Genomic DNA, 13,814 nt, shown 5'->3' with positions numbered 1-13,814 from the left:
CTTTTCTAACTCTTAATAAACTAATGGAGCACCGTTGTATAACTTGCTTTCTGCCGATAAAATCAATTGCTCTCCTGACAATAAGCCAGACAAAACTTCTACTTTTCCATCTGCTATCTGTCCCAATTTCAACCATCTTAGGATGGCAGTATTTTGTTGACTCACTGTATAAACTCCTGAAAGTTGACCTCTAGTTACTATCGCTTCTTGAGGAATCGTCAAAGCTGAATGAACTGCAGCTCCATTTTCAACTGTAGCGCTTACTGTCGCATACATACCAGAACGCACTTTCAAATTATTATCTGTAATCATTACACGTATCGCATATTGCCCACCAGTATTTTTTGAAGAGCTACTCACTTCCGTGATGACTCCTTTTAACTCAGTATCAATTGAATTGATGTAAACCACTGCCTCTGCACCTTGCTTTACAGACTGAATATCACTTTCAGGAACCATTGCCGTTACTTCCATTTTTCCTGGCTGCTCAATACCCAACAAAGGCATTCCTGGATTTGCCATATCGCCCACTTCTATAAATCGATTGGTAATGACTCCATCAAAAGGCGCTTTTAAATTCACATATTGTAGCTGTGCGTTCACTTCACTTTGTTGTTGCTTGGCTCCTTCTAATTGCGATTTCATTAGTTGATATCGAGTAGACATATCATCCATTTCCTTTTGAGAAATACTGTTCGACTTCATCAAACTTTGGAAACGTTTATAGTCTTTCTCTGCATTTTCAAAACCTGCTTCAGCTGCAGCAATCGCCGCTTTCACTTGAGCACTTTTTGCTTGTAAATCTGCATTATTGATCACCATTAGTAACTGTCCTTTTTTCACAGACTCACCTACTTTTACGTTCATCTGATCTACAAATCCCATCATTCGAGTACTGATGTTGGCAGAATTAGCTGCAGCTATTTTTCCATTAAAATTGAGGACAGAAACGCCATCTGGATTCGCCACTTTTAACACTTCCACCTTTACAGGATCTAGTGATACAGGTACTTTCGTTTCTTCTTTCGTTCCACAGCTATATAGTGAGATTGCTGTCAATGCAATTGCTGCTGTAATTATCTTTGTTTTCATATCTCGGTTGAATTAATTCTTATACCGATTAACTTTTAAATGTCATCTAGTTCGTTCCTCCTAGATTCGTTTACAAGTAGCTCGGCATGTACCACTTAAAACGTTAAGCTTATTATTATTAAAATTATATATTGACCACCTTAACGGTTAATTGGTATCAGTTAAAAAAGTAAGGGTTGATTGGGCCATATTGTAGGCAAAAATGGATTGATAATAGGCCAATTGCATTTGTGCATATTGGGTTTCAGCCATCAATAAATCGGTTGTTTTCTCCAATCCTTCTTTAAATCGATTGGTTCGAATGCGCAATACTTCTTTCGCCTGCTGCTCTGATAATTGTGCCGTTTCAAACTGATGTTTAGCATCAGCCAATTGTCGCTTAGCTTGATTGATTTCCAATTCGCTTTTAGCCACATACTGCTCTAATTCTAAATCAGCTTTTTGACTGTTCGCTCCACTTTGTTTTGTTTTTCCAAATCGCTTGGAACCTTCAAAAACGGTCCAACTCAATTGCGCACCCAATAAGTAACCATTGGCACTTGCATTAAACAACTGGTCGTCGTACAATTGGTAACTACCAAAAGCATTCAATCGAGGCAAAAAGCTCATTTTATCCGATTGGTGCATTTTTTTATAAGCGGCTGACGCCAAACTCATCGCTTGAATATCTGAACGGCTTTCAGACAACTGCATTCCTGCAGATTCTGACAACTGAATGGTTAAGGAATCCGAAGGTTGATAAATGGCCTCAGAAGGTTCGTTCATTATAAAACCTAAATAGTCGGAAGCATTTTGCAATTGTGATTCTGCCAAGCTCAATTGATTTTTTAATTGGTTCACTTGAATTTCAACCGACAAAAAATCGGCTTGCTGCATGTATCCAGCTTCCAAATTGTCTTTAGCTACTTTTTTATTGGCTTCTGCTGTGGCAACTGCTTGTTGCATTACTGCTACTGCTTTATGTGCCAATTGCAATTGCATATACGCCTTATCTACCTCTAAGTAAATGTGATCAATTGATCGATCCCACTGCAACTTGGTGGCTTGCATTTGCATTTTTGCCGCTTGGCGCTGATAAAAGCCATCTACATTGATGAGTGGCTGCTCAAATGCGATATTGGTCGCATAATTTTGAATTTGATCAGGATCATTCAATAATGCCGGATTAAAATCTGCAGCAGTTAAAATTTCTTGATTCAACTTAGAACCAAATGCCATCAGCGGATTGGTAGTTACCATTGCGGTGTGAGAAACCGAAATAGTGGGAAGAATCACCGCATTGGCTTGACTAAAACCCGCCTTTGAACTGTTGTAATTCTGTTCCGCTATTTTGATGGAACTGTTTTGTGCGTCCACTTTTGTGAGCACTGCAGCCTTTGTGATTGGAATACGCTCTGTCGACTGCGCAAAGAGCGCTAACGAAGCTATTCCAAATGACCATACCAATATGTGTTTTTTCATCATAAAATAAATTATGATGCAAAGTTGCGGTTAAGTGCAGGGGTCGGTCAGTAACCTTTGTTACCGAGGGGAAAGAAAAGTGGGTTTGGGGCTAGGCCTCTTTCTTTAACTGAATAGCGGCTAGACTTTGATGACGAACTTTCTGTAGTGATACATTCGTGCATTCCATTTTATCTTGCTCAAAAATAACTAAATTATTGCCAGATAAATGAAGTGAACTATTAAATCTAATTCCACTTGCTCCAGTAAAAACTTTAATATATTCACAAATGAATTGCGTTGGAATATACTCTAATTCTGTATCATACCTTCGCATCGGTTTTGAAAGATCTCGACTTATCCTCTGTCTTAACAATCTAGATTTAATGGTCTCAGTTATCCGACCAGGCTGAAACAATAGTGTCTCCTCAGTAAAGTCAACAATTTTAACTTTTCCATACTCTTTTTTTAAATGAAATTCCCCAACGCTTAACTCATCAAGATATGAGGCTCTAACTTCATAAAGAATCGTTTCATCATTATCACTTAAGTAAAGAAAGGGAATACCTAGAGGATTTGCTCTACCTCCTTTTGCTAAAATTGGTTCAGGACACATCATATCCAAAGCACTATATTCTTCCATCCCACTTTTATGATGAACTCTTGCCCTAAATAATTTATCATTGGGCTCGAGTTCAAATTGAGTATTAAAAAACCCGTCCCAACCCAAATCTTGAATCATTTCAAGATCAGGCAAAAAACGTCTCTTCCATTTCAATTTTTCTTTCAACTCATCCCAGTATGAATAATTTATAATTATTTCCTGAGTATAGTCCACTAAATCATCAGCACTTTCTATTTCCGTGTTAATACTTTTTATAACTTCATTTAAAATTTTAGAGGCTATACTATGAGAAGAAAAAAAACTCCAGCTTTCTTGAATCTTTGACTTTAAGCCTAGCCCATCTTCTGTCCTTCTAAAATTATCAAGTAGCTCTTGAAAAAAATCAAGTAATTCAGACAAATCTATTAAAATAGTTTTTTTTGACTCACATACATCACAATCCCCAACAACACCAGAAGATTCTATAAACGCACTGAGCTCTTTGTCAGAAAAACAATTTTTGCAAGCAAACATATTTAAATACTTTTTAGATAATCAACAACCACAAGAATGTGATTTTTAATTGAAATTTTCTTAACAGTACCTAAGCCGGGGTAATGCTCCTCATCAAAATGGCGACAAAGCTCTAAAATAGCTGAATTACTTAACCCTTCTGAACGACAAAATATCACTGCTTTTTGAGCTGCTTCTGCAAATTTATTTTGGACGTTAGCAATAGAGTCATTAGTTGTTGAAGTAAAATGCCTTATCCATATTTGTTTTTGCTTATTTAGATATGAAATATGTATCACTACAGCTCTAGGTGTGCTACCACCCTCAATATATTCACTAGCTAATGTAGTATAATCAGAAAACCCCGAAAAGTCTTCATCAAGATAATATAAATGTTCTTCAGAGAACTGATGAGCTTCAATAGATAGAAAATCACTATTTCTAACCTGTCTTTCGAACATATCATCTAATCTAATAAAATCCTTCTTTAAACTTTTTATAAATCTAGTTAAAGTACGGTTTCTTCCTGGGTCTTCTACATTAAAAGCGACCACAGATTTATTATTAGCTAATTCTATAAAGTCTGATTCGGCAGAATCTACATCATTTTGACATACAATCAAGACATTTTTCAAATCATACTTTTCGATCGAGTCTAAAATATAGGCTGCATTAGATCTATATCGAAACGCGGGTAAATATATCCCTTTCTCCTTTTGATTAAGATAATCTAAATAATGATTTCCATCTCCTGTCATCTCACCATTAGAAGGGTTTACTATTAAATATGCAGTTTGGTTTTTCTCGACAAATACATCATAAGCAATATTAAGGTTGTTACATGCCTCTTTTACAGGGTCTAAAATAGGAATTACAAACCCCTCTATTGCACCCTCATTGGAAAGCTCCCTTAAGGCTATTAATTCAAATTGTCTTGCACGAAGTAAAGGATAATACATCTTATTAATGTTTAGCTATTAAGTGGTGATCTTAAGACATCAAACATTTGTTTGCAACTTTTGCTATCCATTTTAAAAGCTAAACGCAATTGATTAAACTCTTTATAATGTCTATTTGAGAGTGATATTGAATTATTTCGAAGCTTCATTTGCTCGATAAAAATCCTATTTAAATCAACCACATGGATTTGACTAATCATCTCATAACAAATTTGATACTGACTAAAACTAGTCATTTTTGGCAAATAACCAAAATATTTTTTTACAATCTCTTTATATTCATTAGAGTGAAAAATTTGCATTAATGTATTTGAATCAATGGAATTATTACTTTCCGCTTGTCTTAACAAATTAAAATCTAAAGTAATGTTTTTCGAATATGTTATAATTCCAACATTTTTGTCATAATTCTCATATAGATGAACTTTTGAAATTGGAACTATTAAAAATATTTGATTAAAAACCTTTTTATATTGCTCTAATTGTGAGCTAAGTCGTTTATCGGAATCTAGTTCTGTTTTAATTTCGAAAACCTTTGAATTGCCATTAAACATAGTAAGATCAGCAACAGCCGTTCCAACCCTAAACTCATTAAATACTTGAGAATCTCCATCCCCTAATTCTTTTATTAGCCATTCATTTAAAAACGAGTTCTTTAAAATGTATTCATTTTGATAATGATTTTCTAAAGTCGAATAAACAAATTTTAGATAGTCTATATACCTTCTATCTCTACCTAAAAGCCATTTGCTATCATATCTTTCAATTTTACTGTCAATTGAAGATAAATCTCCATTCATCCATTCCCGAAGTGAACTCCTTGAGAATAATGAAGAATAATCTCTTAATCGATTAATATTATATCTTTTTGTAGGAATCATCAGTGCGAATTTACAAAACAAGAAGTTAGCATTAAAGAATTTCCATATTGAATAATAACGAACTCCTTTACTTTCCTTTATTTCGACACAGCTCAATGTTAACTCGAAAAGCTCTGGATGACAAAGGCTTTAGCGCCAAGAATTAGACTGGATGATAAAGGCATTTGTAATCAAAAAGACACTCGCAACAACAAAGAACTTAAAAGTCTAACTTCTTGCTTCTAACATCTAAACTTTCAATCCATCACTACCTTCCACATACCGCGCACTTCATTTACTCCATAACCTGTAGCTTTATCTTCTGGATATTTGGCTTTGATCGCTGCTAATGTAGAACGCTCAATATCTATCTCTGGCTTACCATGACACTGCATGCACATGGAGTTCGTCAAGATTGGGAAATAGAAATACGTTTTGCCATTTTCTTCTCTTAACACTGGTTCTTGTTCTACTCCATCACTTGCTCTTTGTTTAAATAAGTTCAAGGTTGGCACTTCATTATCTGCTAAAAGGTTGCCTTGATTTCTTGGCTGATCCGTTACTCGACTAATCAACGCATGATGTACTTTGGCCATACTGTCTGTTAGTGGAATGGCTTGGATATTACAAAACTCCAATGCGCCAATCGTACCTTCAGATTGAATCTTTCCCATTAAGTTTTTACCTAAAACTGCTTTAGTACTTAGTGCGTATTCTAGTCTTCTTTCGGCTTTTGTCATTTCTGACTTTTGGCCGGAGCCCTTATGCATTTGGTTGCCTTTTCCATGCTTCTTTTTGTGTTCTTTAAAATCTCCAGGCCCTTCTATTTCATTGTTATAAATATAGTCCGCGATCTTTTGGAGCGTTTCTTCAGGGAAAGCTTGTTGTGGCATTAATCCAAAATTGGCAATAGCTCCTGGCATTTTTGCTTTCTCTTTAGTTGGATGCTTTATAAAGGAAATAAATGCTTCTGTAAATTCTTCTTGAGAAGTACCATCTTTGATGTAATGCTCCTTTACATATTGCATCGGTGGGGCAATTCTTCCTATCTCCATTGTCGGATGATGGCAGACATAACAGTTTTTCTTCAACAAGATTTCCCCTTCGTGAACGGTTTCTTGTTCATTATTTTCTGCTATTTGTTCGGTATTATTGGTGGTATTGCTGCACGCCATAAAAGCGGCTATTCCAATAGAGGCTAGGATGTATTTTTTCATTGGATGCTATTTTATCAATAAAAATTCAGTTGTTTTATTCGCTAGAACTTCATGCAACACGTCTTGAGGAATAACCACATAATCTCCATCTTTCATAATTACACTTCTCCCATCTTTCTCCGTGTAGACTCCCTCTCCAGATAAACAAACCAATAAAGCAGGCACTTTGCTGACATGCTCTTTTAAAATCTCCTTGGCTTGAATTTTTAATACAATTACTTTTTGGTCAACATTATTAAACAAAAGAGAGGTTTGCACTGCTTTGTCATTCCCTAAAATCGTTGATATATTTTTTGCATTCATAGCTTTCTCCTTATTAATTGAATTTGTAAATGAACAACTTGAAAATGTTATAACCGCTAATATAGTTAGAAAAAACCTCATAATTTTTTGGTTAAAAGTATCGTATAATTACTAATGAGAAGGTAACATTAGTTACACAAAACAAAAAAAGAGCGACTTTATATAGCCGCTCCTTCCAAACCTAAAAACATGAAAAATTAATGAGGAAACCACCCCTCACAAAAATCTTAAAGTAATGTCGTTGGACATACGTAATCGGTTGTTTTAATTCCCGCTTCTTTTATCGCTGCAAAACCTCCTTCTACATCAATTAAGCTGTGCATTCCTCTACTTTTTAAAATGGAAGCGGCAATCATACTTCGATAACCTCCTGCACAGTGAACATAGAATGGCGCGTCAGACGGAAACTCTGCTAAATGATTATTGATAAAGTCCAAAGGTGTATTGTTGGCAATTTCAATATGTTCTGATTGAAATTCACTTTCTTTTCTTACATCAAAAATCGGATAGTGCTTGTCTTTGGTCATTTCTTCTTTTAACTGAGCTGGAGAAATCGTATCTACTGTATCGTATTCATTACCGGCTTTTTTCCAAGATTCAAAACCACCTTCTAAATATCCAATGGCATGATCAAATCCAACACGTGAAAGTCGAGTAATCGTCTCCTCTTCTCTTCCTTTGTCGGCAACAATTAAGATCGGCTGCTTAGTATCTACAATCATCGCTCCTACCCACTGAGAAAAGCTTCCATCAATTCCTACAAAAATAGAACGTGGAATATGCCCTTTCGCAAAATCTTGTTGAGATCGAACATCCAACACTAAAGCTCCTGTTTCGTTTGCTGCTGCTTCAAAAGCCGCAGGAGATAATGGTTGTTCTGATTTCTCCATCACGTCATCTAAGCTTTCATACCCTTTGATGTTCAACAATACATTTTGTGGAAAATACCCCGGAGGTGGAACCAAGCCTTCCAACAATTCTTTCTTAAACTCTTCCTTCGTCATATCCGGGCGCAAAGCATAGTTTGTTTTCTTTTGGTTTCCCAATGTGTCCGTTGTTTCCTTACTCATGTTTTTACCACAAGCAGAACCTGCACCGTGGTTCGGATAAACAATTAAATCATCACTCAACGGCATGATTTTATTGCGCAATGAATCGAATAAATAACCTGCCAACTTATCTTCAGTCAAATCAGCAACTACATGCTGCGCTAAATCTGGACGACCAACATCACCGATAAACAACGTATCACCAGTGATGATTCCGTGTTCTTTTCCATTTTCATCGATGATTAAGTAAGTCGAACTTTCTAGGGTATGACCGGGGGTGTGCAATACTTTTACTTGACATTTTCCAACATTGAATACTTGCTCGTCTTCAGCAATAATCGCATCGTAACTTGGTTTAGCTGTAGGTCCAAAAACGATATCAGCTCCAGTTTTTTTCTTTAAATCTAAATGCCCGCTTACAAAATCAGCATGAAAATGCGTTTCAAAAACATATTTGATTTTTGAATTATCTTCAGCTGCTCTATCTATGTATGGTTGAACTTCTCGTAATGGATCAAAGATGGCTACTTCGCCATCGCTTTCTAAATAGTATGCTGCGTGTGCTAAACATCCGGTATAAATTTGCTCTAGTTTCATTGTATGTGTTTTTCTGATTAATATCTTATTATACAACAAAGTTAAACCGATCAAAATTCAAAAAAAGTGACATTTGTTACATAATGGAGATTTTTTAGCTTGAACCGTTTCCGTTTATTTAGACCAAAAATAAAACGAAAGCTAATTGCACTACCCATCCGCGTTAGGGATAGTAGCGGCATCCTTTTATGAAATAAAAGATAAAGCGAATAGCCCTACCTTTAGGTAACGCCCAAATGAACCTATCCCAACTCTTTAATAATAATGTAAATCCCCATGGCTAAAACAAACCACCCAAAACCTTTTTTGAGCTTCTTGCCATCGACAAATTGATTCAGATAGATGCCAACAAAAATCCCAACAATGGAAAGGGAAGTAAATCCTGCTAGGAAAACCCAATCAATCGTTAGGTTCTGAACATCGCCTAAGAAACCGACTAGAGAGTTGGCAGCGATAATCAATAAAGAAGTGGCTACTGCTTTTTTCATCGGCAAACCAGCCAATAAAACCAAAGCAGGAACAATCAGAAATCCACCTCCTGCTCCAACTAGCCCTGTAAACAAACCAACAATTAAGGCCTGAAATCCGAGCAACCACAAATTTGTATCTGTAACTTCTTTGGATTCCTTCTTGGTTTTAATCATGGAATAGGCTGCCAACAGCATCACTAGCGCAAACAACACCATAATGGCGACATCTTTGGAGAGCACAAAATCGTTGATGTGAAAAATCTGCTCTGGGATTAATTGAATAAAATATTTTCGAGTGAGGTAGACGGCAGTAAACGCAGGAATGGAAAAGACAAGTGCAATTTTGAAATCGATATTTTTCTTTGGGATGTTTCTCAAGGTTCCAACCAAAGAGGTCATTCCGACAATAAATAAAGAATAGGCTGTCGCTACGATAGGATCTAACAATATCAAATACACTAAAATAGGAACAGTCAGAATGGAGCCACCTCCTCCAGTGAGTCCTAAAACCAGCCCAATAAACAGTGCGCCGATGTATCCTAAAATGGTAACTAATTCCATGAAAATAAATTCTGCTTCAAAGCTAGTGCTTTAAACGTAATCTGAAAGTAACTGAGGTTACATCAATCTATATTTTTTACCTTAATGTGATTTCTGTGCAACTCAATTTTATCCATATTCTCCAAGGTTTTCAATAATCTAGAAATTACCACTCGAGAGGTATGTAGGTCATAAGCAATTTGTTGATGCGTAGAATGAATGGTGTTGTCTTTGGAGATTCGAACCTTTTCCCTCAGATAACCCAACAGTCGTTCGTCCATTTTCTTGAATGCAATTCGATCGATGGTTTCTAGCATTTCATTCAATCGATTGTGATAACTCGCAAACACAAAATCACGCCAAGTACTGTATTTCGCAATCCATTCACTCATCTTCTGCACAGGAATCATGATTAAAGTAGTATCCAATTCAGCCACTGCACGAATTTCACTTTTGGTCATTCCCATGCAACATTGCATCGTCATGGCGCACGTTTCCCCTCTTTCTAGGAAGTAGAGTAACAATTCATCCCCCTCTTCATCTTCCCGCAAGATTTTAATAGCACCTGAAACCAAAAGTGGCATTGACTTTACGTAATCACCAATATCAATCAAATGATCTCCTTCGCTTACTTCTTTATACGTCCCTACTTGGTTAATCTCTTGCAGTAAAGCTTCTTCAAAAAGGTGGCCGTAATTTTCTTTTAACACTTCAATCATTCCTATTTAAAATAGTTGTAAATATCTATTAATTAGCCCAATATTTCAAAATTAAGTAAACAAATAGATAACTTATGTAACATTAGATACAAAGTGTAATTATAAAAAGTATAAATTTGTACATTGAAATGAAAAAATTAGTCCCCTTCATATTGTCCATCGTTATACTTTCTCAGAGTATGAATGTGTCCGCAAAAGACCTCATCCAATTTGGTGGTTTTTTTGAGCATGCTCAATATCACTCTGAAGTATTTGGAGATGACCTTATCACTTTCGTTTCGAAACACTACGGAGACCTAAAAGAAGAACACAGCAAGAAACATCAAAATGAGAGAAGTCAGCACGAACAACTCCCATTTAACCACCACTTAGGCACACACACTTCTACCATTTTCATGGCTGATTTTATTGAGAAAGAACAAATTACTGCGCCCTATAGCAGTCAGCTTTCTCACCATTTTTTCTATTTATTGCCAGCTACTTCTATAGCTGCTGCTGATATTTTTCAGCCACCTAAAATAGCATAATCAATTTCACTTTATAGATAGCTTCTCAAAAGAAGGTATCAGTTAATTGCATCAATTTCAATTGATGTGAAATTAGTATCACTTTGTAATACTTACGTTTATGCTTTCAAAAATCATTAAATTCAGTTTAAGTAATAAGCTGATTATATTATTATTTACTGCAGCAATTGCTGTAGTCGGACTTTTCTCTTTGAGTCAAATTCCGGTTGGTGTAGTTCCTGACATCACCAACAACCAAGTACAAGTCATCACTACAAGTAACAGTTTGTCTACCCAAGACATGGAGCAGTTTATTACTTATCCAGTAGAATTAGAAATGTCAAATCTTCCTTGAGTTAAGGAGATTCGTTCCGTTTCAAAATTTGGTCTTTCTGTGGTAACCATTGTTTTCGAAGATGCGATGGGCACCTATTTACCTAGACAACTGCTTGCAGAAAAAATAAAAGCTGCCTCAGAAAAGATTCCTCAAGAGTTTGGTCGTCCAGAAATGGGACCCATCACAACTGGCCTTGGAGAGATTTATCAATACATTATTGATGTAAAACCAGGTTATGAAGATCGTTATTCCTTAATGGAGTTGCGAACCATACAAGACTGGATTGTTCGTCGTCAACTTTCAGGAATTCCGGGTGTGGTAGAAGTAAACAGCTGGGGAGGTCTACTCAAGCAATATGAAGTAGCCATCAAATCGGAACAATTGGCTGCCAAAAAAATATCGATTACTCAAGTAATGGATGCGCTAGAAAAAAACAACAGCGTTGCAGGTGGTGGATACATCGAAAAAGCCAACCAATCTTATTTTATTCGAGGTGATGGTTTGGCAGGAAGTATCAAAGACATTGAAAATATAGTGGTTGAAAATAGAAATGGGATTCCCATATTTATTAGAGATATCGCAAAAGTTGGCTTTGGAAGTGCCAATCGATTTGGAGCAGTCACCGCAAATGGACAAGGTGAAAAAGTGCTTGGTCAAGTGATGATGCTGAAAGATGCCAATTCTAATGAGGTAATCACTGCGGTTCAAAATAGAGTCGCTGAAATTCAGAAGACGCTACCAGAAGGCATTTTTATCAATGGATTTTTAGATCGAAGTACGTTGATTGAAAAAACGACTTTCACCATTGGTGAAAACCTCATCCTAGGTTGTTTAATCGTAATTTTTGTAGTGGTATTGCTATTGGGAAATATGCGCTCAGGATTAGTGGTAGCTTCGGTTATCCCGCTCTGCTTACTTTTCGCCATCACCTTAATGAATCTTTTTGGAGTGGATGCCAACCTAATGAGTTTAGGAGCGATTGACTTTGGAATCATTATCGATGGAGCCGTTATTATTGTGGAATTTATCGCTTTCCAGTTGACCAAAAATGGGTTGGAATTGAGTAAACTTCCAAAAGAAGAGTTGCAAATTTCTAAGGATAAGATCACCTTGCACAGTGCCAAAAAGATGATGAGTTCGGCGGTATTTGGTCAGCTCATTATCCTGATTGTATTTATCCCTATCTTTTCACTTTCAGGTGTTGAAGGAAAAATGTTTAAACCAATGGCGCTCACTTTTAGCTTTGCGCTAATTGGCGCAATGCTTTTATGTTTCACTTATGTTCCGGTTATTTCATCTTTGGTTTTAAAACCTGAAGATGTGACCAAGAATAATTTTTCTAGACGATTAACTCAATGGTTAACGGACAAATATGAACCAATCATTCGATGGAGTTTAAACCACAAAAAAATCATACTATCCTCCTCTTTGGGTTTACTAATTGGTTCCTTTATGCTTTTCAGCTCTATGGGTGGAGAATTTGTACCTACGCTAGACGAAGGAGATTTTGTGATTCAACCGATACTAAAGACAGGAACATCTCTTGGAAATACCATTGAAACGACCACTCAAATTGAGCAGATTTTAATTGATAAATTTCCAGAAATTGATCAAATTGTAACACGGATTGGAGCTGCTGAAGTCCCAACAGATCCCATGTCAATGGAAGAAAGTGATGTCATTATCACCTTAAAGCCAAAAGACGAATGGACTTCTGCAGCGTCAAAAGATGAACTAGCTGACCTTTTTAAAGAGGCGCTTACCATTATTCCGGGCTTGGAGGTTGAGTTTACCCAACCCATTGAAATGCGATTTAACGAATTGATTACAGGAGTTCGAGCAGACATTGCAGTTAAAATATTTGGGGAGAACCTAGATATCCTTAGCCAAAAGGCAAATGAAATAAAGAGTCTAATTTCAGAAGTAGAAGGTGCTGCAGATATCACCGTTGAAAAAATTACTGGACTTCCTCAAATGAACATTCGCTATAAGCGAGACAAAATTGCCAGATATGGTTTGAACATCGCTGACATCAACAATGTGGTGTCCATGGCTTTTGGTGGAACAAGCTTAGGTCAAATTTTTGAAGGAGAGAAACGGTTTGATTTAGTGCTTCGATTAGATCAAGCACAGCGAAAAGACATCGACAACATCCAAAATTTATATGTGGATTTACCCAGTGGAGGCAAAATTCCATTGAGCGAAGTGGCAGAGATTACCTATAAAAAAGGTGCAGCTAAAATTTCGAGAGATGATACCAAACGAAGAACAGTTGTTGGAATTAATGTTCGGAATCGAGATTTACAATCGGTGGTTGATGACATTCAAAAGATAATTAATAAAGACTTAAAACTCCCAGTTGGTTACACGATCACTTACGGTGGTCAATTTGAAAACTTAACAAGTGCTAAGAAAAGGCTGCTCATTGCAGTACCGATTGCATTATTGCTCATTTTTATCTTTTTGTTTTTCGCATTCAAGTCGGTTAAAGATGCATTGATTATCTATTCTGCTATTCCGCTTTCTGCAGTAGGAGGAATCTTATTGCTATGGGCAAGAGACTTGCCTTTTAGTATTTCTGCAGGTATCGGTTTTATTGCATTGTTTG

General features: G+C 36.4%; 11 protein-coding genes and 1 pseudogene. 2 read left to right on the top strand and 10 right to left on the bottom strand.

The window, feature by feature from the left end; translation table 11 throughout:
* Positions 1 to 12: 12 nt before the first annotated feature.
* The 10 genes from ACTB0X_RS10415 to ACTB0X_RS10370 all read right to left on the bottom strand — a co-directional run bounded on the left by ACTB0X_RS10415 (position 13) and on the right by ACTB0X_RS10370 (position 10,363).
* Positions 13 to 1,092: an efflux RND transporter periplasmic adaptor subunit gene (locus tag ACTB0X_RS10415; RefSeq protein ID WP_463024956.1), complete on the bottom strand. Its 1,080-nt coding sequence runs from the start codon at positions 1,090 to 1,092 to the stop codon at positions 13 to 15.
* Between the two features lie 147 nt (positions 1,093 to 1,239).
* On the bottom strand, positions 1,240 to 2,553 hold the full coding sequence (locus tag ACTB0X_RS10410; protein WP_463024955.1) for a TolC family protein: 1,314 nt from the start codon (positions 2,551 to 2,553) through the stop codon (positions 1,240 to 1,242).
* Positions 2,554 to 2,644: 91 nt separating this feature from the next.
* Positions 2,645 to 3,670: an RES domain-containing protein gene (locus ACTB0X_RS10405; protein WP_463024954.1), complete on the bottom strand. Its 1,026-nt coding sequence runs from the start codon at positions 3,668 to 3,670 to the stop codon at positions 2,645 to 2,647.
* Positions 3,671 to 3,672: 2 nt separating this feature from the next.
* Entirely contained in the window at positions 3,673 to 4,608 is a 936-nt protein-coding gene (locus ACTB0X_RS10400; RefSeq protein WP_463024953.1) for a sce7725 family protein, read from the bottom strand.
* Positions 4,609 to 4,619: 11 nt separating this feature from the next.
* Positions 4,620 to 5,489 carry a sce7726 family protein gene (locus ACTB0X_RS10395; protein WP_463024952.1) on the bottom strand — a complete coding sequence of 290 codons (870 nt, stop codon included), beginning with the start codon at positions 5,487 to 5,489 and terminating at the stop codon, positions 4,620 to 4,622.
* Positions 5,490 to 5,725: 236 nt separating this feature from the next.
* On the bottom strand, positions 5,726 to 6,685 hold the full coding sequence (locus ACTB0X_RS10390; RefSeq protein ID WP_463024951.1) for a Tll0287-like domain-containing protein: 960 nt from the start codon (positions 6,683 to 6,685) through the stop codon (positions 5,726 to 5,728).
* Positions 6,686 to 6,691: 6 nt separating this feature from the next.
* Entirely contained in the window at positions 6,692 to 7,069 is a 378-nt protein-coding gene (locus tag ACTB0X_RS10385; protein ID WP_463024950.1) for a cupin domain-containing protein, read from the bottom strand.
* Positions 7,070 to 7,215: 146 nt separating this feature from the next.
* Positions 7,216 to 8,634: an MBL fold metallo-hydrolase gene (locus tag ACTB0X_RS10380; protein ID WP_463024949.1), complete on the bottom strand. Its 1,419-nt coding sequence runs from the start codon at positions 8,632 to 8,634 to the stop codon at positions 7,216 to 7,218.
* Between the two features lie 242 nt (positions 8,635 to 8,876).
* Positions 8,877 to 9,665 (bottom strand): sulfite exporter TauE/SafE family protein, encoded by a 789-nt coding sequence (locus ACTB0X_RS10375; RefSeq protein WP_463024948.1) that lies wholly within the window; start codon positions 9,663 to 9,665, stop codon positions 8,877 to 8,879.
* A gap of 62 nt (positions 9,666 to 9,727) precedes the next feature.
* Entirely contained in the window at positions 9,728 to 10,363 is a 636-nt protein-coding gene (locus tag ACTB0X_RS10370; RefSeq protein ID WP_463024947.1) for a Crp/Fnr family transcriptional regulator, read from the bottom strand.
* 128 nt (positions 10,364 to 10,491) lie between these two features.
* On the opposite strand from ACTB0X_RS10370, the gene ACTB0X_RS10365 reads away from it, so the two are divergent.
* Together ACTB0X_RS10365 and ACTB0X_RS10360 are read left to right on the top strand one after the other, a co-directional pair.
* Complete coding sequence (locus ACTB0X_RS10365) at positions 10,492 to 10,890, top strand: hypothetical protein (protein ID WP_463024946.1); 399 nt, start codon at positions 10,492 to 10,494, stop codon at positions 10,888 to 10,890.
* A 100-nt stretch (positions 10,891 to 10,990) separates the two neighbouring features.
* Positions 10,991 to 13,814 (top strand): annotated as a pseudogene (locus ACTB0X_RS10360) (efflux RND transporter permease subunit); the annotation flags it as partial.

The organism is Acidiluteibacter sp., from assembly GCF_055129545.1.
This window is presented reverse-complemented; position numbering and strand designations above follow the sequence as displayed.